The organism is Mycobacterium sp. 852002-40037_SCH5390672 (assembly GCF_001665875.1).
GTDB lineage: Bacteria > Actinomycetota > Actinomycetes > Mycobacteriales > Mycobacteriaceae > Mycobacterium.
Genome location: NZ_LZTA01000125.1, coordinates 17,231 through 42,622, shown reverse-complemented (window position 1 = coordinate 42,622; position 25,392 = coordinate 17,231). Strand labels below are relative to the sequence as shown.

At 62.7% G+C, this 25,392-nt stretch carries 18 protein-coding genes and 1 pseudogene; 7 read left to right on the top strand and 12 right to left on the bottom strand.

Going from position 1 to position 25,392, the window contains the following annotated elements; translation table 11 throughout:
* The 5 genes from A5782_RS22795 to A5782_RS22775 form a co-directional block, all read left to right on the top strand.
* On the top strand, window positions 1–906 hold a 906-nt coding region (locus tag A5782_RS22795; RefSeq protein ID WP_067104357.1), incomplete at its 5' end, for a class I SAM-dependent methyltransferase.
* A gap of 157 nt (window positions 907–1,063) precedes the next feature.
* Window positions 1,064–2,182: an NAD(P)-dependent oxidoreductase gene (locus A5782_RS22790; protein ID WP_067104352.1), complete on the top strand. Its 1,119-nt coding sequence runs from the start codon at window positions 1,064–1,066 to the stop codon at window positions 2,180–2,182.
* Between the two features lie 257 nt (window positions 2,183–2,439).
* A complete protein-coding gene (locus tag A5782_RS22785) occupies window positions 2,440–3,273 on the top strand; it encodes a TylF/MycF/NovP-related O-methyltransferase (protein WP_067104351.1) in 834 nt (277 codons plus the stop codon).
* 154 nt (window positions 3,274–3,427) lie between these two features.
* On the top strand, window positions 3,428–4,696 hold the full coding sequence (locus tag A5782_RS22780) for a glycosyltransferase (protein ID WP_067104350.1): 1,269 nt from the start codon (window positions 3,428–3,430) through the stop codon (window positions 4,694–4,696).
* Window positions 4,697–4,941: 245 nt separating this feature from the next.
* On the top strand, window positions 4,942–5,844 hold the full coding sequence (locus tag A5782_RS22775; protein WP_082943058.1) for a class I SAM-dependent methyltransferase: 903 nt from the start codon (window positions 4,942–4,944) through the stop codon (window positions 5,842–5,844).
* A gap of 135 nt (window positions 5,845–5,979) precedes the next feature.
* Here the strand turns inward: A5782_RS22775 and A5782_RS22770 are convergent, their stop codons facing one another.
* A complete protein-coding gene (locus A5782_RS22770; RefSeq protein WP_369815668.1) occupies window positions 5,980–7,098 on the bottom strand; it encodes an acyltransferase family protein in 1,119 nt (372 codons plus the stop codon).
* A 260-nt stretch (window positions 7,099–7,358) separates the two neighbouring features.
* Here A5782_RS22770 and A5782_RS22765 point away from each other — a divergent pair, with 260 nt between their 5' ends.
* Window positions 7,359–8,999: a GMC oxidoreductase gene (locus tag A5782_RS22765; RefSeq protein ID WP_067104348.1), complete on the top strand. Its 1,641-nt coding sequence runs from the start codon at window positions 7,359–7,361 to the stop codon at window positions 8,997–8,999.
* A gap of 51 nt (window positions 9,000–9,050) precedes the next feature.
* On the opposite strand, the gene A5782_RS22760 is transcribed toward A5782_RS22765, so the two are convergent.
* Together A5782_RS22760 and A5782_RS22755 are read right to left on the bottom strand one after the other, a co-directional pair.
* On the bottom strand, window positions 9,051–10,040 hold the full coding sequence (locus A5782_RS22760) for a Gfo/Idh/MocA family protein (protein WP_067104347.1): 990 nt from the start codon (window positions 10,038–10,040) through the stop codon (window positions 9,051–9,053).
* Window positions 10,037–10,744 carry a class I SAM-dependent methyltransferase gene (locus A5782_RS22755; protein ID WP_082943057.1) on the bottom strand — a complete coding sequence of 236 codons (708 nt, stop codon included), beginning with the start codon at window positions 10,742–10,744 and terminating at the stop codon, window positions 10,037–10,039. Before A5782_RS22755 ends, A5782_RS22760 begins: the two co-directional genes overlap by 4 nt.
* A gap of 376 nt (window positions 10,745–11,120) precedes the next feature.
* Here A5782_RS22755 and A5782_RS22750 point away from each other — a divergent pair, with 376 nt between their 5' ends.
* The gene (locus tag A5782_RS22750) at window positions 11,121–12,404 is read left to right on the top strand and encodes a glycosyltransferase (RefSeq protein ID WP_067104346.1); all 1,284 of its coding nucleotides are present in this window, start codon (window positions 11,121–11,123) and stop codon (window positions 12,402–12,404) included.
* A 180-nt stretch (window positions 12,405–12,584) separates the two neighbouring features.
* Here the strand turns inward: A5782_RS22750 and A5782_RS22745 are convergent, their stop codons facing one another.
* The 9 genes and pseudogenes from A5782_RS22745 to mutA all read right to left on the bottom strand — a co-directional run bounded on the left by A5782_RS22745 (window position 12,585) and on the right by mutA (window position 25,230).
* On the bottom strand, window positions 12,585–13,616 hold the full coding sequence (locus A5782_RS22745) for a sulfotransferase family protein (protein WP_067104354.1): 1,032 nt from the start codon (window positions 13,614–13,616) through the stop codon (window positions 12,585–12,587).
* Between the two features lie 420 nt (window positions 13,617–14,036).
* The gene (locus A5782_RS22740; protein ID WP_197694319.1) at window positions 14,037–14,828 is read right to left on the bottom strand and encodes an ABC transporter permease; all 792 of its coding nucleotides are present in this window, start codon (window positions 14,826–14,828) and stop codon (window positions 14,037–14,039) included.
* Entirely contained in the window at window positions 14,828–15,568 is a 741-nt protein-coding gene (locus tag A5782_RS22735) for an ABC transporter permease (protein WP_067104345.1), read from the bottom strand. The genes A5782_RS22740 and A5782_RS22735 overlap by 1 nt, the downstream gene beginning before the upstream one ends.
* On the bottom strand, window positions 15,565–16,512 hold the full coding sequence (locus A5782_RS22730; protein WP_067104344.1) for a daunorubicin/doxorubicin resistance ABC transporter ATP-binding protein DrrA: 948 nt from the start codon (window positions 16,510–16,512) through the stop codon (window positions 15,565–15,567). Before A5782_RS22730 ends, A5782_RS22735 begins: the two co-directional genes overlap by 4 nt.
* A 117-nt stretch (window positions 16,513–16,629) precedes the next feature.
* Window positions 16,630–18,372: a glycosyltransferase family 2 protein gene (locus tag A5782_RS22725; protein WP_067104343.1), complete on the bottom strand. Its 1,743-nt coding sequence runs from the start codon at window positions 18,370–18,372 to the stop codon at window positions 16,630–16,632.
* Window positions 18,373–18,748: 376 nt separating this feature from the next.
* Window positions 18,749–20,032: a serine hydrolase domain-containing protein gene (locus tag A5782_RS22720; protein WP_067104342.1), complete on the bottom strand. Its 1,284-nt coding sequence runs from the start codon at window positions 20,030–20,032 to the stop codon at window positions 18,749–18,751.
* A gap of 52 nt (window positions 20,033–20,084) precedes the next feature.
* Window positions 20,085–21,085, bottom strand: a pseudogene (gene meaB / locus A5782_RS22715) (methylmalonyl Co-A mutase-associated GTPase MeaB).
* Window positions 21,086–23,347, bottom strand: coding sequence for a methylmalonyl-CoA mutase (gene scpA / locus A5782_RS22710; RefSeq protein WP_067104340.1), 2,262 nt, complete (start codon window positions 23,345–23,347; stop codon window positions 21,086–21,088).
* Between the two features lie 5 nt (window positions 23,348–23,352).
* Window positions 23,353–25,230 carry a methylmalonyl-CoA mutase small subunit gene (gene mutA / locus A5782_RS22705; protein WP_067104339.1) on the bottom strand — a complete coding sequence of 626 codons (1,878 nt, stop codon included), beginning with the start codon at window positions 25,228–25,230 and terminating at the stop codon, window positions 23,353–23,355.
* Window positions 25,231–25,392: the final 162 nt, after the last annotated feature.

The window sequence follows — 25,392 nt, the reverse complement described above, 5'->3', positions numbered from 1 at the left end:
AGCAACGACGGTGTCATGCTAAAGGCGCTGAGCCAGGCCGGAATCCGACATTTGGGAGTGGACCCGGCCGCAGTCGCAGCCGACGTGGCGGCGACCTACGGCGTCAGCGTGTTGAAAGACTTCTTCAACGCATCGACGGCTACCAAGATTCGCGACGAGCACGGGTCGGCACAGCTGATCTATTCCGCGAACGCGATTAGCCACATTTCCTACCTCGATTCGATTTTCCTGGGTGTCGACATCCTGCTTGCGCCGGACGGGCTTTTCGTGTTCGAGGATCGCTATCTCGGCGACATCCTGGGCTGTGTCTATTTCGACCAAATTTATGACGAACACATTTACCTGTTCGCGGTTCGATCGGTGCAGGCGCTGGCCGATCAGTTCGGCTTCGAGCTAATCGATGCCGAGCACCTTCCTTTGCACGGGGGCTCCATCCGCTACACGGTCGCCCGCCCGGGTACTGCGAAGCCGGCCGCCACCGTCGCAGAATTTCTAGCGCGCGAGAAAGCCGACGGGCTTGCCGAGGCGGCGACCTTTGGCAACTTCTCCGTCGCCGTCGATCGCATCCGGACGGACCTCGTCTCCCTTCTCCGCAAGCTGCGTTCCGACGGTCGACGCGTGGTGGGCTATGGGGCCACCTCAAGGAGCGCCACGGTGATGAACTATTGCAATATCGGCCCCGAGCTGCTCCCCATGGTCTGCGATTCGACTCCGGAGAAGCAGGGCCGTGTCACACCAGGCACGAAAATTCCGGTGCGTCCGCCCGAATGCTTCTCCGACCCGTACCCTGACTACGCACTGCTGTTCGCCTGGAACCACGCCGAGGAGATAATGGCCAAAGAACATCGGTTCCGCGAGAACGGTGGCCGCTGGATTTTGTACGCGCCGAAGGTTCACCTCGTGTAACGCAGGGTTCCCCGAAGCCTGTGCACAATCACCGGGCGATATCACTAACCCGCAGGAGTCGCCGATATGATCGACCCGGATTCCAATCTCCTCCACGCGTTTTGCTCACTCATTTCCCGTGTATCCGAACAGGAGGCGTCGGCTCTTGTCAGCGTCCGTGCTCATCACTGGTGGGGCAGGATTTATCGGCTCCCTGCTTTCGCGCCGTCTCGTCGAGGCCGGTTACGACGTCGCCATCATGGATGTCCTGCTTCCGCAGGTACACGGGGAGCGTCCAACCCTAAAGCTTGCGCCGTCGGTGCGGCTTTTCACCGGCGACGTCACCCACGCGCCCGACTGGGATGCTGTGCTTCGACTGTTCCGCCCCGCACAGATCGTCCATTTGGCGGCCGAGACGGGAACAGCGCAATCGCTGTCCCAAGCGACCCGCCACGGATCGGTGAACGTGGTAGGCACCACCCAGCTCCTCGACGCGCTGGGCCGCTGTCAATTGGTGCCCGACCAGCTCGTGTTGGCGTCCTCGCGTGCCGTCTATGGCGAAGGCGCTTGGCAATCCGGCACAGATATTTTCTATCCGCGACCCCGCAGCCATGCACAGCTGCTCGCCGGGGTCTGGGATCCGGTAGGGCCTACGGGCGAACCGGCGATGCCGCTGCCGAACCGCGCCGGCGAAACCGAGCCGCGACCGACCAACATATACGGCGCCACCAAACTCGCTCAGGAGCACCTGTTGGCCGCCTGGTGCTCCGCGCATGACACCAGGCTCAGTGTGCTGCGACTGCAGAATGCTTACGGGCCGGGCCAGTCCCTGACCAATCCGTACACGGGGGTGGTCCCGTTCTTCGCGCGCTTGTCGCGCGAGAAACTCCCGTCGGAGGTGTACGAGGACGGCCGGATCGTCCGCGATCTCGTCTATATCGATGATGTCGTCGACGCGCTGTTCGCCACAGTACAAAGACCTGCCGCCGAATCCCGCTGCCTGGACATCGGCTCGGGCAACGGCATTACCATCCACGAGCTTGCTCGGAAGATCGCTGCCATTTTCGGCGCACCCGAACCGGTCGTCATACCCAAGTTCCGCGACGGCGACATACGCGCCGCGAGCTGCAACATCGAATCGGCAAGTGAGGAGCTCCACTGGCATCCCAAGTGGAAGCTCGACGACGGGCTGCGAGCCCTGCTCGAATGGATTGACCAACAGCCCGAAATACGTTCGGCGGCACGTGATCACACACATGCACAGAGTCCTTCGATACAGCCTTCAGGGCGTCACTGACTGGGCAACCGCTCCCGTTTTCTCGCGCCATGCGAGCGCTAGGGTAATCTGTGCACGCGCCCGGCTCGCGTCGGAGTTGCCGCGTGCAGAACGCGGTCACTGACCTGAATGCCTGCTAACGGCGCGAACCCGCCGGTGTGACGAATCGAACGCCGGCGGCGCGACCGAAAAAACTCCAAACGCACATTGACGACTTCGATAGGCGTCTAGGCTCACCTCCGGCACTACTGGCATGCGAGACAGGGGCGATTTTGACCGTGACCGATAGCGACGTCCGATCTCTCTACCTCGATCAGATCCGGCGCGACCTTACTAGGTACGGCATGGACCAGCTAGTGCCCGTCGGGTGGCCGGTGGGGATGCGCGCCAGCGTGGGCTGGTTAACGTGGCTTCCATTTCTCAAAAACCGCAACGTGATGCTGGTTCGTAAACGCCCATTTGATCAGCGCGCGCGCGACCTGGGCATGGACTGGCCGGTGGACGCCGAGACCATGATCGGAATGAAGCGGCTTACTAGCCTGCAGCAATGCGTCGAGACGGTACTGACCGAGGCCATCCCCGGTGATTTAGTCGAGTGTGGAGTGTGGCGGGGCGGGGCGTCCATCTTGATGCGCGCCGTTCTGGCGGCCTACGGGGATAAGACGCGCCAGGTTTGGCTATGTGATTCTTTCGAGGGCGTGCCACCCCCGGACACCGCGAATTACGAAGCGGACAAGCTGCCGCGGTTTGCGCTCGGACTGCACCACGCGGCACCTGTGCTGGCGGTGTCAGAAGCGGACGTCCGCGCGAATTTCGAGCGCTACGGACTGTTAGACGATCAGGTCCGCTTCCTTCCGGGATGGTTCAAGGACACGCTCCAGGACGCCCCGATCGAGCAAATCGCGGTGTTGAGGTTGGACGGTGACCTCTACGAATCGACAATTCAAGCGCTCGACGCGCTGTACCCGCGATTGTCCCCAGGAGGCTTCTGCATCATCGATGACTACAACCTTGCCGGCTGTCGGCAAGCCGTCACGGACTACCGGGCGAAACATGGCATTTCGTCCGAGATCGTGACGATCGACCAATGTGGTGTGTTCTGGCGCAAGTAAGTAATGAAAACCGCCGGGACGCTTTTCACCGTTGCGCTTGCCGTCTTCGGCGCCGGCATGCATCCATGCTGAAAGTGCTACCGGTACAGCATTCGTCGGGATGCGGGGGGGTCACGCCAAGACGGACAGAACTGATAGGGCTTCGGGACTCGCGATGAAATTTGTGCTGGCAAGTTACGGAACCCGAGGCGATATCGAGCCTTCCCTGGTTGTCGGCCGTGAGCTGGTGCGCAGGGGGCACGAGGTACGGATGGCCGTGCCGCCCGATTCAGTCGGTTTTGTCGAGGCCGCGGGCGTCTCGGCCGTCGCGTACGGGCTGGATACGCAGACGTGGTTGGACGTCTACCGCAACTTCTGGACGTCTTTTTTCGGTGCCTTCTGGAAGATCAGCGAACTGCGCAGGCTGTGGCACGAGATGTGGGAGCTCAGCGACGAGATCTGGACGCAGATGAGCAAGACTCTGACGGCGGTGGCGGAGGGGGCCGACCTGCTGTTCGTCGGGTTGAGCTATCAGGAGGCCGCGATTAGCGTCGCGGAGTACCTGAAGATTCCGTTGGCTACTTTGCATCATGTCCCGGTACGGGCCAACGGCCAGCTTGTGCCGATTCTGCCGCCGCCGCTGGCGCGTTTCGCGATGACGGCATTCGACTGGCTGGGCTGGTTCCTGAATAACAAAGTTGAGCGGGCGCAGCGCCACGAACTGGGATTGCCCAAAGCCAACAGTCCCGCCGCGCGGCGCATCGTTGAAAGCGGAGCGCTGGAAATCCAAGCCTACGACGAGGTGTGCTTCCCAGGGCTGGCGGCGGAATGGGCCAAGTGGAACGGCCAGCGGCCCTTCGTCGGCTCGTTGACAATGGAGCTGACGACGCGGGCCGACGACGAAGTCTCCTCGTGGATCGCCGCGGGAACCCCGCCGATTTGTTTCGGATTCGGCAGCATGCCCGTGGAATCCCCCGCCGAGGCGATCCAAATGATCGGCTCTGCCTGTGCGCAGTTGGGCGAGCGCGCGTTGATTTGCGCTGGCTGGAGTGACTTCAGGGACGTTCGACACGGCGACCACGTCAAGGTGGTGGGAGGCGTCAATTACGCAGCGGTCTTTCCTGCCTGCCGGGCGGTCGTCCACCACGGCGGCTCAGGCACCACGGCCGCAAGCCTGCGCGCCGGAGTTCCCACCCTGATCCTCTCGATGGACGTCAACCAGAGGTTGTGGGGCGCCGCGGTCAAGCGATTGAAAGTGGGTACCGCCCGGCGTTTTTCGAGTACCACCTGCGAATCGCTGGTTACGGACCTGCGGCGAATCCTCGCCCCGGAGTACGCGATCCGAGCCCGCGAGCTCGCCACCCGTATGACGACGCCAGCCGAAAGCGTCGCCAACGCCGCCGATCTAGTGGAAAGCTTTGCGCATTCGAGGCATCTTGCCTGACAGGCGGTGGCGGACCGTCGGCTTCTCTCACGCTGTCGTGCTGGTTCGCACTCTCGCGGCGGCAGGGACCTCGGTGACCTCAACCGTCGAGGACCCCGGCGACGGGCCAAAGTGCCGCGCAACTCGGCGGCCGCCTGTTAGTATCCATCGACGCCGGCCATGATCGCGCCGAAACGGCATCATTGGGTGCCATTCGAGCTGCGAGACGGACAGCACCGACCTTTTCAAACAAGACCAAGGAAAACATGACCAGCCTGACGCCTAAACTGAAATTTCGTTGGACGCCCCGAAGCCTTACATTTCTGTTTTTTTGGTGGCTCGGCGCAATGCGCCCTGCCGTAATAAGGCATTATCTTACCGACGCGTTGCGCTATCATCTGGTCAAGTTGGGAATTCCATCGCACACGGCAAAGCATCTTGCCGAGGTTCGTGCGGAGTTTGAAGGACATGCGGCGCAGGGGCAATTCAAAGAGCGCTGGTTCGACATGAATATCGTGCCGTGGTCTGTCACCTTCCCGAAAGTCTTCGATCGTTCGGACCCGGTACGCATTCTCGAAATCGGGTCATGGGAAGGGCGCTCGAGCCTGTTTCTTCTGACCTACTTCACGCATGGTCAGTTGACAGCGGTTGACACCTGGGCTGGCAGTGACGAATGGCACTACCATGCCACGCCGGAATTGCAAGATCTTGAAGTCCGTTTTGACAATAACACTGCATCGGGGGCGGATCGCGTAACGAAACGCAAGGGATCATCACTAAGTGTGTTGCCGCAGCTGATCGATGAACAGCAGAAATTTGACGTCATTTATGTGGATGGATCGCACTTCTCCGATGACGCCATCGTCGATGGACTCAATGCCTGGCGCCTGTTAAGTCAAGGCGGAATCATGATCTTCGATGACGTTATGTGGCCCGCTTATCCTCGGGCGCGAGCCAACACGGCATGGGCAATCAACCAATTTTTGAAATACCACACCGGCGAATACAAAGTTTTGCATGCTCAGTATCAAATCATTTTGCAGAAAAAGATACTGTTTGATGATCGCATTGCAGATTGGGTAAAACTGCCTACGGCTCCTGATGCGATTTCAGATTCGACGACTAAAGCAAGCCAGTCGCAACAAATTCAGCAACAATTGCTGGGCTAGGCGCGCCGTGGGTTCGTTGTAAAGTCCGCCTGACGTACTTCGGGCGCGGGTCGCGTCGTAAGCAGCCTGCAAGCGCTCCCTTGGTTGATGACCTGGTAGAGGCATCGTCGCAGTCCCTATCGCCCGCGAGCCTAGTCAGCCAGAAGTCGCCTCCTGCTGGACGGTGGCGGCGGGCACACCAAGCCTCTTTTGGGTAAAACGAGATTTCAACGCAATCGCTCGCTTTTCAACCAGGAACCAACTCCCGCCGGCGAGCGACACGGTCGCGGTGCCAGCAACGACCGCGAACGCGAACGGATTCAAAAACCCAAGCCCACAGATGACCAGCAACTGTTGCGTCGGCCATCCGTAAATATATACGCCATAGGACAAGTCGGTGCGCAGCCTGAAGCGCGGATTGCGAATCAGGGCGCCTGAAACAATGACGGCGTAAGCCAACGGAATGGCAGCCACCACCCGGTAATTGACCATGAGCAGAGCGGACGCCAAAACGATGACCATGCTCAGGGCGACGAGCGACCACCGTGCGGGAAGTACGTCTCGGAATTGATGTATGAGCATTCCGGCGAGGAACACGACAGCGAAGCGCCCGATCATCTGCGGGATCGTTTGCACCGCGAAAGCCGGGTAGGACACGACCGCTGCCAAGGAAACGGCCAGTAGGAAAGCCACAGGCACGGCCCAACGGCGACCGAGCAGCCCGGTCATGCCGGCTGCGGCGACTCCGATATAGCAGAACAATTCAAAGATGAGAGTCCAAAGAGTTCCATCCCAGACGTGCGGCCACGGGACTCCGTTCGGTGTTCCCGCGATGCTGGTGTGATACACGTTGAGTACCGCATTGTTCAGGACGTATTCGATTGGCGCGGTGGACATCAGCAGCTTTTTCGCCGAGCCGCCCTGAACTGCCACGCCGATCGGCGCTATAACGAACGCGACGACGATAAGGCAGACCCACAACCCAGGAAAGATGCGAAGGGCGCGCGCGACGAAGTACTCGCGAGGACGCGGGTTGCGGAGCCAGCTGGCGGTGATCAGGAATCCGGAAAGAACAAAGAACCCATCGACTGACACGTCGTAAAGGCCTCCGAGTCCCGGAGCCGTGTGACCGGTGAGCGGCCAGCAGTGTTGCAGGACGACTGCACTGGCCATCACCAGGCGCCACGCATTGAGTGCATTTCTTCGCGGATCGAATGTCTGCCCGAGTTTCACGCGTCTCCACCTATCGCCGATTGCCCGTCCAGTGTTGCGCAGTCATGGGGGCCTCGCGTACCGGTTCTGCAAAAGAGGTCTGTCCGCAGTGGTGCAGGCGTCACGTTACACAACTCACCGACGGGTCGTCGCCCGGCAGCGCTCGACTCGGCGCCACTAAAGCGGCCAACAGTCGGGTGACCGCTCGTAGCAAATCTGGCCGGGGACAGAAACTTCCACCTGTACGCCGATGGCAGATGGTACTGTCGGGATTCGCCCAGACGGGGCATAGCTTGGGCAATCATCCGCTGAGGAATTCGATTTTGGCTGACGGTGAGCTGAACGCGCGCGAGGCGGAACGCCGTGTGTGGGACGTGATCGTCGTTGGCACCGGGATGGGCGGCGGGATGTTCGGCTACTCGCTGGCCCGTTCGGGGCGAAGCGTGCTGTTCGTCGAGAAGGGTCGCTCAACCCTTCCTGGGGCACCTGGAACGATCCGCTCATTGATGCCCGAAGTGGCCGAACCCAAGGCGTGCCGTTCCCCGGAGACGTACTACGACGTGTTGGCCCGCTCTGGACGCTCAACCGACGAGGTCGAAGACATAAGCGGGCGCTCCCCACACCGGTTTGTGCCATTCTTGGGCAGCGGGACGGGCGGTTCATCATCCCTCTATGGCATGGTCTGCGAGCGGTTTTTCCCTCAGGACTTCACTCCCCGCCAGCACTTCCGCAACCCCGGCGATTCCACTGTGCCAGACGCGTGGCCAATCAATTACGACGAGATGCGGACCTGGTACGCCGCGGCCGAGCGGCTGCTGGGAGTTCGGGGCCAGCCCGACCCGCTGCGCCCGGGCGCCGCCGAGGCGGGCTTGCCTGCGCCACCGCCATTTTCGGTAGAGAACCAGCCGTTGGTCGACTATCTGGCAGGTCGTGGTTTGCATCCCTACCACCTGCCCATGGCCTGTGACTACACGGAAGGTTGCTCTACCTGTCAGAGCTACCTTTGCCACCAATCGTGTAAAAACGACGCCGCCCGCAACTGCGTGTTGCCCGCCGTCACTGAGCACGGCGCACACCTGCTTCCAGAATGTCAGGTCGTGCGCCTGGAGGCGGACCGCACACAAGTCCGACACGTGATCTGCGAGAGTCGCGTTGGGACGCTGGCTCTGAAGGCCAAGGTGGTGGTGTTAGCCGCCGGTGCGCTGGTCACACCCGTGCTATTGCTCAATTCCCGTTCGGCAGATTGGCCGCGCGGACTGGCCAATGGCTCAGATTGGGTGGGCCGCAACCTGATGCGTCATCTTGTTGACTTGGTCGAGATCTGGCCGCAACCCGGCCGGAGGATGACAGGGGCCAATAAGGAGATCGGGCTGAACGATTTCTATTTCTGGGAAGGCCAGAAATACGGCACCGTGCAGTCATTCGGCTCCATGGCGCCTATGGAAATTCTGACCAGCACCCCCGGGTGGCGGGCCAGGGCGCTACGTCTGATGAACCCGGCGGTACGCCGGGTCTATGAGCGGTTCTTCAATGGCGGGCTGGTGCTCGCGACGATCATGGAAGACCTCCCTTATCTGGACAACCGCGTCCTGCCAACCGATCAGCCGAGCACGGACGGCCGTCAGCGCCTGCGACTTCAATATCGTCTTCACGCCAACGAGAGCGAACGCCGGGCGGTCTTCTTGCAGCAACTGAAAGAGGTGTTGGAACCCTTCCGCAAGATCACCCTGCGAGGTGCGGAAGACAATAAGGCCGTGGCTCACGTCTGCGGCACATGTCGCTTCGGTACCGATCCCACATCGAGCGTTCTGGACCCGCACAATCGGGCGCACGAACTCGACAACCTGTATGTGGTGGACAGCTCGTTCTTCCCGTCGAGCGCCGGCTTGAACCCCAGCCTTACGATCGCGGCCAACGCCTTACGAGTGGCCGCGCACGTGAGTCAGGCGCACTTCGCTACCTGACACCCGCCAACGCCCGTGGTCGGAAGCCGCCACTAGCCGAAGCGATCAGCCTTAAGCCGGCTGGCGGAGCGGAAGTCCGGCAGCGCGATAGATCGCATCGATGACGGTCATGTTCTCGATCGCGGCTTCCGGTGTTGTCTTCACCGGTTCACCCCGCAGCACCGCGGCGACAAAAGCATCGAGTTGATATGCGTACGAAGGGCGGCGTGGGAAGCGTTCCGCTCGTTTGCCGTAGGCAGACCGAACTGACAGCCGATGGAAAGACTGCGGCATTACCGGATTAAGCACACGCAGCTCACCACGATCGCCGATCACCTTGGCGCTCATCTGCAACAGATTGGTGGACCACATCGAGCAGCGGACCAGCCCCGTATGCCCGGCGTCGAATTGCAGCTCGGCCGTCATAGCCCGGTCCACCTGACGGTCACGCAATTTCGCCTGTGCCGAAACGACTTCCGGCGTTGAACCGCCGAATGTACGAACCATATCGACGGCATAACATCCGGCATCCATTGTCGCCCCGCCGGCTAATGAGTAGTCGTAGCGGATGTCGGAGAACTTCGGCAGCGGAAAGCACAGGGTCGCCTCCACCCGCTTCAACTTGCCCAACTCCCCCGAGGCGATGATCTCCTCGACGCCCAAAGTCAATGGGTGGTAGCGATAATGGAGTGCCTCCATCACGACCCGGTCTGACTTCGCGGCCAGGTCGGCGATTTCGCGGGCCTCGACGGCATTGGCAGTGAACGGCTTTTCACACAGCACGTGTTTCCCCGCGGCAAGCGCAGCTTGGGTCCACTTGCCGTGCAAAGCGTTTGGAAGCGGGTTGTAGATGGCGTCCACTTCTGGATCGACGATCAGCGCGTCGTAACCGTCGTGAATTCGGCCGATGTCATGTTTGACGGCGAAAGCTTGAGCGCGAGACGTATCGCGGGCGGCCACTGCGGCAACAACGACTTCGGCGTTGTCCTGGGCCGGGTTGATGAGCGCCAAGGGAGCGATACGGGCTGCGCCGAGAATGCCGATCCGTAGCTTGGCCTTCACGAACTGGAGGAGATCCGGCGCTCTGAGGCCAGCAATTGGTCAAGATATGCGGGCGGCTTTAGATTGAGCAGCCGTTCACGCTCGGCGGCCAGATCCGCGTAACTGAGCGCTTCTATCTCCGCCGGCGAGTAGGACAGTCGTGATTCCGGAGTTCCCTTTTGTACGATGCCCACGCCCCAGTCACAGTCGAGCACCGCAATCCGCAGATCCTGCCGAGTGCTGCGCAGGTAGACGATCGCCTTCCAGACGTCACCACTCCAGTCGATCTCCCACCAGCGGTTCTGCCTACGAAAGTCGGCGTACGAGTCTGCCGGACACGCGACCGATGCCCGCGTGGGGTTGCAGTCGTGCAGAAAAATAACCCCGTCGTCGCGCAAATACCGCAAAGTGTTTTCGACGTCGAGAACGACCTGCCCGTAGGTGTGCAGGCCGTCGATCAGCGCGACGTCGATGCGACGTTGCTTGAGGAAAGCTGTCTCGTTCGCGAAAAAGGCGTCGCTAGTCGTCTCGAAATAGTGGGTCGCGCTAGCTTTCGCGTCAGCGCGCCGCCGCGTACGCGCCGAGAGCTTGAACGCCGGGTCAACGGCGATCTTCTCCTCGGCCGCGATGCGCCGGAACGCCGTCCCGCGTGAGACGCCGATCTCCAGATAGACGCGGCTCGACCGATCGTCGAGCGCCCGCCTCACGGCCTTGATCCGGTTCATCTGACAACCCTTTCCGAAACGAGCGAATCTAACAGAAAGCACGCCTGCGTGCAGAAGATCCGTCTCGTCTGCGCGTATCGCGTCGATGTCTGGCGGGCATACCAAACCTCGACCCTAGCTCCGCCATCACAGGTAACCCGATGACCGTCGGACCTATCCATATCAGTAACGTAACCCAATCAACACAGCCACAAGGTCCAAACAGCTCTGCCTAACGAACAGCATCTCGCGAAACCGCACTAGTTTGACAGGGCCGCTTCCCAGGACCCGTGCCGAAACGACCTACGACACTGCTCAATAAGCTGCGCCGAAGATGCCTCGGATGTCATGATGGCGCAGAACTTCGGCGGTATGGAGTGAAAAGGGTGGGATTCTCATGAAGTTTGCTCTGGCAAGCTTTGGCACTCGCGGAGACATCGAGCCCTCGGTCGCTGTCGGTCGCGAACTGCTGCGTAGAGGGCACGATGTGCGCATTGCCGTCCCGCCCAACCTGGTGAGCTTTGTCGAGTCCACTGGCCTTACGGCGGTCGCCTATGGGCTCGACACGCCGGACGGCCTCCAAGAGGGCCTCGAAGCGAACCGCGAATTCTGGACGTTGATCTTCCACAAGTTCTGGAAGCTCGACGAACTGCGGGCAGCGTGGCACGGGCTGTGGGACCCGGTCGCCGAACTGTGGGTGCATATGAACACGACTTTGAAGTCGTTGGCGCAAGACGCCGACCTGCTGCTGACCGGCCTCAATTTCGAACAAGCCGCCGCCAACGTCGCGGAATACTACGACATCCCGTTTGCCACGCTGCACTTCTTCCCGATCAGACCCAACGGGCAACTCATTGGGACACTACCTCCGCCGTTAATCCGCTTCGGAATGACGGCGATGGGCTTGGCGACTTGGCATCTCCTGACCAAGAAACTCGATGATCTTCAGCGCCGCGAACTAGGCCTGCCGAAGGCGAAAGGCACCTCTTGGCGACGCCTCGCAGAAAGCGGAGCGCTGGAAATCCAAGCGTACGACGAGATTTGCTTCCCCGGCCTGGCAGCCGAGTGGGCGAAATGGAATGGTCAACGGCCCTTCGTCGGACCGCTCACAATGGAGTTGACCACGGGAGCCGACGACGAGGTCGCGTCCTGGATCGCCGCGGACAAACCGCCGATCTGCTTCGGCTTTGGCAGCTTCGCGGTCGAATCCCCCTCCGCGACAGTTGAAATGATCGCTAGCGCATGCGCGGAATTAGGCGAACGGGCATTGATTTGCTCCGGCTGGACCGACTTCCGTGACGTCCCCCATTTCGAGCACGTCAAGGTGGTAGGCGCAGTGAACTACGCGGCAACTTTCCCCGCCTGCCGCGCGGTGGTTCACCACGGCGGGGCGGGCACCACAGCCGCAAGCCTGCGCGCGGGGGTTCCCACGCTGATTCTCTGGACGATGCCCGATCAACCAATCTGGGGGGCTCAGTTCAAACGGTTGAAGGTCGGCACGTCCCGGCGCTTTTCAACGACTACCCGCGAGTCGCTCGTCGCAGACCTGCGCCAGATTCTCGCACCCGACTACGCGATCCGCGCCCGAGAGCTCGCCGGCCGGATGACCAAGCCTGCCGAAACCATTTCCAACACTGCCGATCTGGTTGAAAACTTCGCCCGCTCGAGGCGATTTTCCTGACCGGCGACTGCGTGTGATCGGTGTCGGTGGCGCTCCGGCGGCCTCTGATACTCGGCGTCGGCTTGGCTGCCGGATGAAAGTCGTTGCGCCCTAACACGTAAAGCGCGCTGCTTGAACCGAACTCGCGCATACAACTTCGGGAAACAAGGACGCCGCCGCGGCGGCGAGAACCCGGATGACCTAAGCCCACGTTCCCCTGCGCCGGTGAATCATCGCCACAAGCTCGATGGCGGGCTTCACGATAGCCGGCCGGAAGATTCGCGACTGCACGCTCTTCGAGCGGCTGTGGTAATCCTCGAACGCTGCCCGAAAATCGTGTTCACTCGCCTGATACGCGTCGAAAACGCGATCCAGTGTGGCCACGTCAGGCGAATCGTCTCGCGCGGCCGTACACAGTGCACCGTAGGAGGCGGAGATCCAGTCCGTGCCGAAACGCTCTATCACCGGTCCGTAGTTTCGCTGGCGCCGAAGGTCGGGTGTGAGGAACTCGTCGATCGCGTCCTCTTCCCGGGTCTCGAGATCGATGGGAAGCGCCGTGGAAATCCGCTTCATCTCTCTGCGCCAGTCATCGAGAAGGTTGGTGTACTCAACGAACACGCGTGGCACACCGCGTGTGTTTCGCTCTGCCAGCAGGTTGTATTTGAGCCACAGAGCACTCGAGAGTTCCGGCGAGATTTTCCAAGATGCCGCGACCGACGCTATAACCTCCTGTGGGTGGCGCACCGCAATCAGGGCCGCGACATCGAGTCCGGCCAGACTCGCGGCTTCGAACCACAGGTCAGAAAGGGTCGTTATCCGGGGATCCTTGATGACCACGAGCGGTGCAGGCGGCATCGTCTTGAGATAAGCGCTGATGTCGGCGACGCAAGCCGCTTTTTCGTCGGGGCCCAATGCCCCGTCCTCCAGCAAGGCCACTGAAGGGTCGAACCAGGCGCTGCCATGACGATGCAAAATTGCTTCGTTGATGCCGATGGCTTTGCGCGGCTCCCAGTTGCCACGTGGGTTGCCAGCATCGGCACCCAACATGCCAGGGGGGAGCGTGCCACCGCAAAGTGAGAGAACCCGGGTGATCGCCGAGGTTCCGGAACGCTGCGTACCCAATACGAATAGGACTACCGGGCGGTTAGCATCCCTAGAGCCGGCGGTGTTATCCACGACGCCTCGAAAGTTGCCAACGATCTTGTCGGATCTAGCTCCACGGTCAAGATTCATCCGAATCTGAGCCCTTTCAATCATCGGCCCCCGTAGACCGTGTAAGTCACCGCAGCTTTGTCTGACACGGGGAGTTTACGCGAACGTAGATAAACACGCGCCCCGCGCGCGGCGTTCAAATCAGACTGATGATCGAGACTGGTCCAGCGCCGCGAGAGTTATGCCTGGCGCCATACGGCTGTGGCAGGTTACGTGCAGGAAGCCGCCCAACACGACAACGAAAAGGTCTTTCATCGCGAACACGCATCGTCTCGTTCGAACCGCTGGACTCCGTGCGTTCTACCCGGCAGAGACTCGACGAAGAGTTACACCGACAGTGGTCAGCGCAATCACGCAAAAACGGGCCGCCGCAAGGCAATCCGCGTCAACGCAGGATCTTGCGGCCGAACAGCTGAGCAGGGACGGTGTGCCGAAGACGGCTCACGCGCTGGACTCTGCGGCGCTCCGGTAGCCCCGGACGGCGATGGGGATTGATACCGCGAACAGCACGAGCGTCCAGAGGAGAGTTAGTGCCAGGGGCCACGACAACGGCCCACCGTGGGCCAGTCCCCACATCGCCTCAATGGGTGCAGACATCGGTTGTGTACGAACGAACGGCCGAAGCCGATCGGGAAACATGTTGATCGGCGTAGTGCCGGGATTGAGGAATGCAAGGGCAACGGTCCCGGCCGCCAGCCAGGTCATGAGGGCGACACCATTGGTACGGATGGCGATTGCCATGACCAATGCCGTGAAACCGACGACCACGACCGGAGGGATCAGGACATACACCACTATCGTGGCCCAGCCATGCGTGAAGCGCAGGCCCATCCCGAGTCCGATCGCGGTGATCAGGATCGTTCCGATGAGAGCGCGCACGGCCTCCGCGGTCAACCGGCCGGTTAGCGCGCTTGCCCGGTGTACGGGCAGCACCCACATCCGGCTTAGCAGTCCGGAATCGCGCTCCATCGCGATGCCGAGCGAAGTGCTGAGGGAGCCAAACACTCCCGACAGCACCGCACACACCGGGACCAGACCGTAAACGCTCTCCACGCCGGTGAGCTTATGCACCCGCTCGTCCAGTACCACGACGTAAACGAGCAAGAGGCAGACAGGGACGATCAGGGATCCCACCAGCACCGTTCGCTCGCGCCGCCACTCGGTAAGCAGTCGGCCGGCTTGCACCCAGCTCTGGATTAACAGCGAGCCTCGCGACGGGGCCTGGTGTACCACTAGCTTCGCCTCTGCAGCCACAGCGTGATCGCGCCGAATACCAGCACCATCCCCACGCACCACGCCAGGCTGGCCGCCAAATTGCCGAGCGCCACATGACCGGAGCCCAATCCGCGCAGTGTTTCGGCGACCAATGACAGCGGTTGGTTACGTACGTACGGGCGCAACCATCCGGGAAAGGTGCTCTCAGGGGCGATGCCGGTCGACAGCATGAATAGCAACAGCTGGGGTACGAACAGTACGTGGCTGGTCCCTTGGGGACTGCTGGTACTCGAACCCAGCGCGTCGGCGCCCAGCGCCACGGCTAGGCCCAGCAGCAACGCGATGAGGACAAAGGCCAATGCGTAGGCCACTCCGCCGGTCATCCGGAATCCGAATGCGTAGCCAGCGGCGATCGCCACCGCCAGGGCCAGCGCAGCCCGGACCAGGGTCGCCACTATTCGAGCACTCACCGGGACTGCCGCGGCGATCGGCAGCGTCCTCAACCGTTCCCCCAGCCCATGCAGGTGATCGCGTGCTGCGCGGTCCGCGGTGAGCATTGCGACCATAACCACTGCCTGGATGGCGACCGCAGGGACCAAGTACTGCGAATAGCTGATATGTCCGGTGTCGACTAGGCCGTGCAGCGCCAGGGAAAAGCCGACCAGATATCCGACGGGCGAGAAAATCTCGAACATCAGCCCGCCGTCACGCGCAGCGGCGCGAAGCGCACGTTCGGTCAGGGCGCCTAGGGCGGTCATGGTCGTACAGCGGTCCGCTCGGTGAGATGCAGGAATGCCTCGTCGAGCGAGGGTTTGCGCAGCGAGATGTCGATGAGTTCGATGCCGAGTGCATCGACCCGTCTAAACACCTCACCCAGTGTGGTCACCCCGTCGGGGGCGGGCACCGACACGAAATTCATTTCGGTGTCGATATCGGTTCCTTCGAGCCCACTCAGCGCCGCCGCGATCTGAGGCAGGTCGGCCGGATTAGCCGGGGTCACCTGACAATAGCTAGAGCCCACCCTGCGCTTGAGGTCCTCGGCCGTGCCGCTGGCGATCACCTGGCCGTGGTCGATGACCACGATCGAATCGCTCAGCACGTCAGCCTCTTCCAGGTACTGCGTGGTCAGCAACACGGTGACTCCCTGCAGGGCCAACGAGCTCACCAGCGACCACATGGCACGGCGGCTCCGTGGGTCCAGCCCGGTCGTCGGCTCATCGAGGAAAAGCACCCTCGGCAGCACCACTAGGGCGCTAGCCAAGTCGACGCGACGCCGCATGCCGCCGGAGTAGGTGGACACCCGCCGATCGGCCGCCCCGACGAGGTCGAACTGTTCGAGAAGCTCGTCCGCACGAGCCTTCGCCTTCTGGCGGCGCAGGCCACGCAGCCTGCCGAATAGCACCAGGTTCTCCCGCCCGGTGAGGAAAGGGTCCATCCCGGTGAACTGGCCGGCCATCCCGATGCTCGCCCTCACTTGGCCGGCCTGACGAACGATGTCGAATCCGCTGATGACGGCATGGCCTGCTGTGGGGCGGATCAGCGTGGACAGGACGTTGACAGTGGTCGTTTTGCCCGCGCCATTGTGGCCGAGCAGGCCGCATACCGTCCCGGCCGGAACCGAAAAGCTAACGCCGTTTAGCGCAGGCGTGGATCCGCCAAATGTCTTCGTGAGGCCGACAACCTCGATCGCCAGTGGGCTCACCGTCGAAGTATTTCATGGTGAATGGCTGCGCGTTGACGGTATGGGTGGTCCCAGGCGGTATCCGCCGACGGCGGCACGCCAGGAATCACGCCCCACGGTGAGCAATAGACGGTCAAGTCATTTCCAAGCATGCGATATTAGTGCGCGCAGCCATACGTTCGCGGCAGCCACGACCCGAGAATCCCGATGAGCCAACAGTTTAGCCTCTTCGTCGGCAAACGAGTGAGTGATAACGGCCTGCCGCTGCTTGTTCCGTTTGATCGACCGATGTTCGGAGTCCATCAAGCGTTCGCGCGCAATCCCGGCGTCCGCACTGTCGCGCGTGAGCACCACGAGGCCGCTACGAAACCATGGAAAGGTCGAAAGCGATTGCAGCGTAGATGAATCGAATAGGCAAGGATGCCATCCAGCCGACGCAAACAAGTCGAGCCAGTGTGACATCGGCCGCCCGTTGAAATTGCTTCCTCCGGACCGCCCCGTCGGCGCGCCAGAAAGGACGATGCGCTCACGCGCATGGCGCACGATGCTCTCGACAAGAGTGGGTTCCGACTCCGCGGGGATACGTTGCGGCGGGTCCACACACATCACCAGATCAAAGGTTTCGGCGAGGTCCACGGGTTCCACGAGATCGGCCTGCACGTATTCGTCGGCTCCAAGGTAGGTTGGTCGTCGGTCGCAGCTGTCGACGCCGGTTATCCGCGTCGCTCCATAAGAAGCGAAAAACTTCAGGTACGCCCCCGAGCCCCGGCCGATCGCCAAGACGGATGCAGGACAATGGCGCTCCGCAAGATAGCGAAAGGGTGGTAAATCCGCGTGTAAAACCGTCTCCGATCCTCCGCCCTTCCCGAACTGCCCCTTTACATGTCGCCATGCCGCAATCTTCCCGCGCGAATTCTTCAGGGATCGGATGTCAGACTCCAGACCGGAGACGTCGGCCTCAGGATTGAATATCCTGTCGATGGACCTCACGACTTTTTGGAGCGGAGTGCAGCTGACAGCCGGTTGCGCGGTCAACCTCTCATAACCCGGCGCAACGGGGTCAGGGACCACGTCGCGTGGCCACGTTAGTTCCGTCCCGGAGGAGTCCGCATATTTGAGCGCTTCGCGGGTCAAGTCCTCCGCGGTAAACGAAGGTCCGCGAATAATCCGCTCGTAAACCACCTTCCAGTGAATCGCGTGTGCTAGGTCGAGCCGGTAGCGATTCCGCTCCAAATTGGCGATCCAGCCAACCACGATTTTGCTGGTGAACTGGTCGACGCTTCGGACCGGAAAGTGGGCTATCGTCACGTCCCTCAGCTTCCTTTTGCGAAGTGGCCGGCCGGCGTACGTGACGTCATGGTTGCCTTGCTTGATCCGCAGTTTCATATCGATCTTCGGCTTGGTGACGATGATCGGTTTCCACCAGGAGCGCTCCTCCGCCTTCCGGTGGGTGATGCTTCGTAAGGGATCTGAAGCATCCCCTTCGAGTCCCGTTGGAGCGGGGATGTAGGTGCGCCAGCAATACTGGGCTTGGGTACCCGGACGCATCGATTGTAATTGAGCGCACAACGCCTCCCGCGAGGGCGCGACGACAAACTCATCAGCATCCAGTAAAAACACATAACGCGGCTTGAAGTTAGGCACAACCTTCCGATACACGGCAGTCATGATCTCGGCTTGAAAGTAACCCACTACCGGATCATCGAACAAGATTATGGGTAATCCCTCCCGCTGCAACCGCACGAGAATGTTGCGGGTGTCATCAACCGAGTCGTTATCGACTATGACCAGCGCATCCATGTAGCCCAAGTTATGTCGAACAAAAGCCTCGATGACGTCGGCCTCGTTCTTCACCATCGCGATCCCAAGCGCTTCAATCATGGGTGTAGCGCCAGGTCAGATTTCATGGCGGATCCAAACCTTTCGGATGTTGTGGGCGCACAGGCGACATCAGGGCAACGGCCATTATTGCCGGTTCTTCACCGCTTCGGGCGACCTTTGATCCCATCGGCGTGCGAGCACGTCACTGCACCGCGATCACTCCGCGATGCAGTGACGTGTCACCGCGCGTCGCCCGCGCCCTCTAGGTAGTGAGGATTGTGGCAAAAGCTGCGTCACGACGAACGGCCGGAAGACTTGCGAACGATGCTATGGATTTGGTCGTGAAAGCCCTTGAACGCCAACCGGAGTCACGTTCCATCTTTCGATGGACCTCGAAATGGGGTTGTGACATTTGTCACCCCATGGCCCGACGTCGTCAGCCGGCGACGGCTTGCTCGTAGAACGGCGCCCCGAACTCGGTGACCGGACGGAATCCGCGGTTGCGCACCTTGTCCGCAGCCCTGCGGATCAACGCATAGATTCCGACGAACGCCGCGTGATCGGTCATCACCAGGGGCGTCAACAGCCGGTTATGTACCAGCGAGAAGGCCACCCCCGAGGCGGGATCGGCCCAGCCGACCGAACCGCCCAGCCCGACGTGACCGAAGCCTGGCATCACGCTGCCGAGCGGCAAGCTGTGATAACCCAAGTGGAAAGCCAACGGCACGTAGATGTTTCGGTCCGGTCGCAGGCTCCGCTCTCCCGTCAGACCCGCGACCAGCTCGCGGGAAAGGAACCGGATGCCGTCAACCTCGCCACCATTGGCGATGGCGCCATACATCCGGGCCAGCCCGCGCGCCGTGGCTACGCCATTGGCCGCGGGGATCTCAGCATCCAGCAAGGGGGTGTCGCCCTGGACGGCGGCGATCAGGCCCTTGAAGTACATCGACCGGTATGCCCCGGACATCTCGTTGGCGACCTTGCGCGTCACATAGCTGACGACCGGGTTTCTGATCATATTTTGCGGGCCGATGATCTCGGCGACCCGCGTCGGCGCCTCAGCCGGCGGCCGGCCGAGGTGCAGGCCGTCGGTGCCCAACGGCTCGGCGAGTTCCTCGCGGATCAGCGTGCCCATGCCCTTACCCGTTACGGCCCGGCCCAGGCCCGACATTAGCCAGCCGAACGTCAGCGCGTGGTACGCCGATTTGCCCAGCAGCCGTCCGGGAGCCGCCGCGGCCAGCTTCTCCTCCATCACGACGTGATCGAGCAGTTCTTCCTGGGTGGCGCCCCGCAGGCCCGACAGGCCGGCCTGGTGTTGCATCACCTGGCGCACGGTCAGGTCGGCCTTGCCGTTGGCCGCGAACTCGCGCCAGTATTCGGCGACGGGAGCCTCGTAGTCGATCAACCCCCGGTCAGCGAGCCGATGGATGACGGTGGCGGCCATGCCCTTGGTCGCCGAGAAAACCATCGGGGCGGTGTTCTCCGTCCACGGGCGCTGGCCGCCCCGGTCGGCCCAACCCGTCCAGACGTCCACGACAGGCTGGCCGTCGACATACACGGCTAGCGCCCCACCGCCGAACCGGCGGGCCGGGAACATGCCAGCGAAGCTACGAACGACGCAACCGAAGTGTGAGTCCGCCGCGCCGGACACACGATGACCTGCGTCAAGGTCATCGTGGACACGGACCGCGCGGCGATCGACTCTGATATCCACCGTCACACTTTTGAATTTACTTGGATTACACACCCCGTAGGAGCGAAATCCACATTGTTTATCTATCCGTTAGGTCGACGCGGCCGTCAATATTTGCTGGGCCGCCAGCGCGGGAGTTAGCTCCCCCGCCTTGACCTTTCGCTCCACGTCCGCGCGGATCTTGCGCACCGCCGGGCTGGATACCAGCCGGTCCAGGACCGTGTCGCGCACCATCTGCCAGGTCCAGTCGACCAGCTGGGCCCGGCGGCGCGCCTCGAACTCCCCCGCGTCGCGCAGGACCTGCCGATGATGTTCGACGGTGTCCCACAATTCTTTGAGGCCGGTCCCCTCGGCCGCGCTCATCGTGAGAACGGGCGGCCGCCAGAGCGTTTCACGCGGATGTATCAACCTGATCGCCCCTGACAGCTCGCGCGCGGCCGACCGGGCCTCGGCGACGTGATCCCCGTCGGCCTTGTTCACCACGACGATGTCGGCGAGTTCCAGCACTCCCTTTTTGATGCCCTGCAGTTGATCGCCGCCGCGCGCCAGGGTCAACAGCACGAAGGTATCGACCATGTTGGCCACCGTCACCTCGGACTGACCGACCCCGACGGTTTCGATGAGGATCACGTCGAAGCCAGCGGCCTCCAGCAGGACCGCCGTTTCGCGGGTGGCCTTGGCCACTCCGCCGAGGGTGCCCGACGTGGGCGACGGCCGAATGTATGCATCCGGATGCATTGCCAGGCGCGCCATCCTGGTTTTGTCGCCGAGGATGGAGCCGCCGGTTCGTGTCGACGACGGGTCGACGGCCAACACCGCCACTCGATGGCCCAGTTCGATCAGATGCATGCCGAGGGCCTCGATGCCAGTGGACTTTCCCACCCCGGGGATTCCGGTGATGCCGACCCGATACGCATCACCGGCGTCCGGCGTCAGCTGCAGCAGCAGCTGCTGCGCCTTCTCGCGATGGTCGGCGCGGGTGGACTCCAGCAGCGTGATGGCCCGCGGCAACGCCGCGCGGTCACCGTTGCGGACCGCCTCGGCCAACCGATCCACGGAGTCGTTCCGTTGCGAAGCCATCTAGTCGAGCGTGTAACCCAGCCGCCCGGCGAGCTTGTGCAGCAAGCCGATTGCGGCGTCGGCGATCACCGTCCCGGGCGGGAAGATGGCGGCGGCCCCGGCCTCGTACAGCTCGTCGAAGTCGCCCGGCGGAATGACGCCGCCGACCACGATCATGATGTCGGGCCGCCCCGCCGCGGCCATCGCCTCGCGCAGCGCGGGCACCAGCGTCAGATGACCGGCCGCCAGCGAGGACACCCCGACCACGTGCACGTCGTTGTCGGCGGCCTGGCGGGCCACCTCCTCGGGCGTGGAGAACAGCGACCCGACGTCAACGTCGAATCCGATGTCCGCGAACGCCGTCGCGATCACCTTCTGACCGCGGTCGTGGCCGTCCTGGCCCATCTTGGCGACCAGAATCCTGGGCCGGCGACCGTCGGCTTCCGCGAACTTCTCGACGAGTTCGGTCGCGTCGGAGAAGGAAGTCATGTTTCCACCTCCCCGTGCTTCGTCGCGGTAGACCCCGGCGATAGTACGGATCTCCGCCTGGTGGCGGCCATACACCTTCTCCAGCGCATCGGAGATTTCGCCGACGGTGGCCTTGTGGCGGGCCGCGTCGATGGCCAGGGCGAGCAGGTTGTTGCCCAGCCCGTCCTCACCGGCGCGGCCGTGGGCGGCCGCGGCACGCGACAGTTCCGCCAGCGCCGCTTCCACCGCCGACTGGTCACGGCTCTCCCGCAGCTCCTGGAGCTTGGCCAGCTGCTCGGCGCGCACCCGGCTGTTCTCGACCTTGAGGACCTCGACCTCGTGGTCCTCTTCGACCTGGTACTTGTTGATCCCGATCACCGGTTGGATACCGGAGTCGATGCGGGCCTGGGTGCGGGCGGCGGCCTCCTCGATGCGCAGCTTGGGGATGCCGTCGCTGATGGCCTGCGCCATCCCGCCGTGCTCGGTGACCTCGGCGATGTGGGCGCGGGCCCGCTGTGCGAGCTGATGAGTCAGCCATTCGACGTAATAGGAGCCTGCCCACGGGTCGATCGGCCGCGTGGTGCCAGACTCCTGCTGCAGCACCAGCTGAGTGTTGCGGGCGATGCGGGCCGAGAAGTCGGTGGGCAATGCCAGCGCCTCGTCGAGCGCGTTGGTGTGCAGCGACTGCGTGTGCCCCTGCGTTGCGGCCATCGCCTCGATGCAGGTGCGGGCGACGTTGTTGAAGGCGTCCTGTGCGGTCAGCGACCAGCCCGAGGTCTGCGAATGTGTGCGCAGCGACAACGATTTGGCGTTCTTCGGGTCGAACTGCGAGACCAGCTCACTCCACAACAGCCGGCCCGCCCGCAGCTTGGCGACCTCCATGAAGAAGTTCATTCCGATGCCCCAGAAGAAGGACAGCCGGGGCGCGAACTTGTCGATGTCCAGCTCGGCATCCAGGCCGGCCTTGATGTAGTCGACCCCGTCGGCCAGCGTGTAGGCCAGCTCCAAATCGGCTGTGGCGCCGGCTTCCTGGATGTGATAGCCGGAGATCGAGATGGAGTTGAACTTCGGCATCTTCGCACTGGTGTAGGCGAAGATGTCGGAGATGATGCGCATCGACGGCTTGGGCGGATAGATGTAGGTGTTGCGCACCATGAACTCTTTGAGGATGTCGTTCTGGATGGTGCCGGCAAGCTTCTCCGGCGGTACGCCCTGCTCCTCGGCGGCCACCACGTACAGCGCCAGGATCGGCAGCACCGCGCCGTTCATGGTCATCGACACCGACACCGTCGACAGGTCGATGCCGTCGAACAGCTGACGCATGTCGAGAATGGAATCGATTGCCACACCGGCCATTCCGACGTCACCCTGCACGCGTGGGTGGTCGGAGTCATACCCGCGGTGGGTGGCCAGGTCGAAGGCCACCGACAGACCCTTCTGGCCTGCGGCCAGGTTGCGCCGGTAGAACGCGTTGGACTCCGCGGCGGTGGAGAAACCGGCGTACTGCCGAATCGTCCACGGCTGGTTGACGTACATCGTCGGGTACGGCCCACGCAGAAACGGCGGTTCGCCGGGGAAACTGTGCAGCGGATACCCGTCGGCTTCGACGGCGGCACGGTCTGCCCCGATGTAGACCGGTTTGACGTCGATGTCTTCCGGCGTCTGCCATTGCAGTTGGTCGGGTGTGTACGAGTGCGCGGCCGCGGCGGCGGCCACGTGTTCTTCGACGGCGGCTTCGGTCGCCGGCGTAACAGTCCGCTCGCTGTGCAGCGGGACATCGGCGAAGCTGCCGACAGCAGGTGCGGTGGTCGTCATCGTTACTACGCCCCCAGCCTCGTGAGCAGATCCGACAGAGCTTCGACCGCATTGATTTTCGCGGTCAGGAATTGGTCCGGTTGGTGCTCGGCATCGGCAACGGCCTTTTCGGGCCCGGCCAGATAGACCCGCGCAATGCCGGCGTTTCGGGCCGCGCGCACGACGTCTGAAGCCTCATCCTGGTAGCGCTTGTCGGTGCCGCAGATGACCGCCGCCGTCGGCGCACCCGCTGCGGCCACCGCCGACGCAATACCGTCGGCGTCGACCGTTCCCGGGTTGATGGCCTCGATGCCGCCGGATGCCAACAGGTTCGAGGCGAATGTTGCGCGGATATTGTTCTCGGCCAACGGCCCCAGGGGCAGCAACAGCGCTTGCGGGCGTGATCCGGTCCGGGCCAGGTAGGCGTCGGAGCGGTCCCGCAACGCTTCGAACTCCACGGCGTAACGCACCAGCTTTCCGGCGGCGAGCGGTGAATACCTCGAGTCGCTTTGCGGCAGAGGCGGTTCGGTGAGGTTCGGAAACTCGTTGACACCGGTGATCGCGGTCCGGCGGTGAGCGATGTCGTCGCTGCGGCGGGCTGCTACCTCGGCGATCTGACCGGCGATGAAGTCGCCGGCTTCCGGGAACCCGCCGTGCGCCTCGATGGCCTGGAAATGCGCCCAGGCCTGCTCGGCCAGGCGGCGGGTGAGGTCCTCCACGAACCACGAACCACCGGCCGGGTCCAGGACGCGCCCCACATGTGACTCTTCGAGAAGCAGCAGCTGCGTGTTACGCGCGATGCGACGCGCGAAACTCGTTGCGATGTCTGGGAATCCGCCGTCGATCGCTACGTCGAACGGAAACACCAGCACGGAGTCGGCGCCACCGACACCGGCCCCGAACGCGGCCAGGGTGCAGCGCAGCATGTTCACCCACGGGTCGCGCTGGGTCATCATCGGCAGCGACGTCTCGGCGTGGAGGACGGCCGCGCCGGCATCGGGCTCACCGAGAACTTCGGCGACCCGCGCCCACAAATTACGTGCCGCGCGGAACTTGGCGATCGTCATGAACTGGTCGTCATCGGCGGCGAACCGGAAGCTGATCTGCCGCAACGCCTCGCCGATTGACAACCCCGATTCGGTAAGCACCCGCAGGTAACTCACCGCGGCCGCGACACCGGCGGCGAGCTCCCACGTCGCGTTGGCACCGAGATTATGGAAAGCCGGCCCGTCGACGGTGATGGCGCGCACGCCGGCATGACCGGCGGCCCGCTTGGCCACGGCAACCACGTCCTCGATCTTCGGCGCGGGCCGGCCACTTTGCGCCGCACTCAGCGGGTCGGCGCCCAGGTCGATCGACAAGGTGGCGCGCTGGTCGGGTTCCACCCCGTCCACCAGCGCCAACGCCACGTCGCTGGCCGCCGGGTAGTCGGCGCCGGCTTCCAGGATCAGCGGCGCCATGCTCAGGTAGACACCCGCGAGCGTCTCGCCCAGCTGGTCGGGCGCCACGCCCGATTCACCGATCCCCAAGACCAGCGCGCTGGCCCCGTTGCCGAGCGCGTCCAGCACCGCGGAGTTGACGTCCTTTGCCGCTACACCGGGCACCGGGGTGGCCGGGAAAGCCTCGGCGACCGCCCAGCCGGACTTGACATCCCGCAGCGCATCGCCGCCGCGGACGTAGGGCCACTCACCCGGCAGCGGCGGTTCCGGCAGTTCATCGAGCGCGGTATACAGCGCGCGGATCGCAATCCCGTCGTACGTCGGGGTTTCCAGCAGCCGTTCCGGCGCGTCCCCCAACTGCTCGGGGTCCTTCCGGGTGCTTTTAGCCAGCACACCGGCAACCGCACTGCGCCAACGCCCGCGAACCTGTTCCAGGTCGGCGAGCTCGGGTACATCAATGGACACCGATTGCTCCCTTTTCCCAGCATTTGGGCTACTGCTCTGGGGATACCACTTAGCTACTGAGGCTAATTGATGACCGCTCGTCGCTGAAAACCGCCAGGCGCGCAGCGCGGGACCGATTCCCGAGGAAACGCCAGCCGCGCGAAACGCCGTATCCATCGAGGA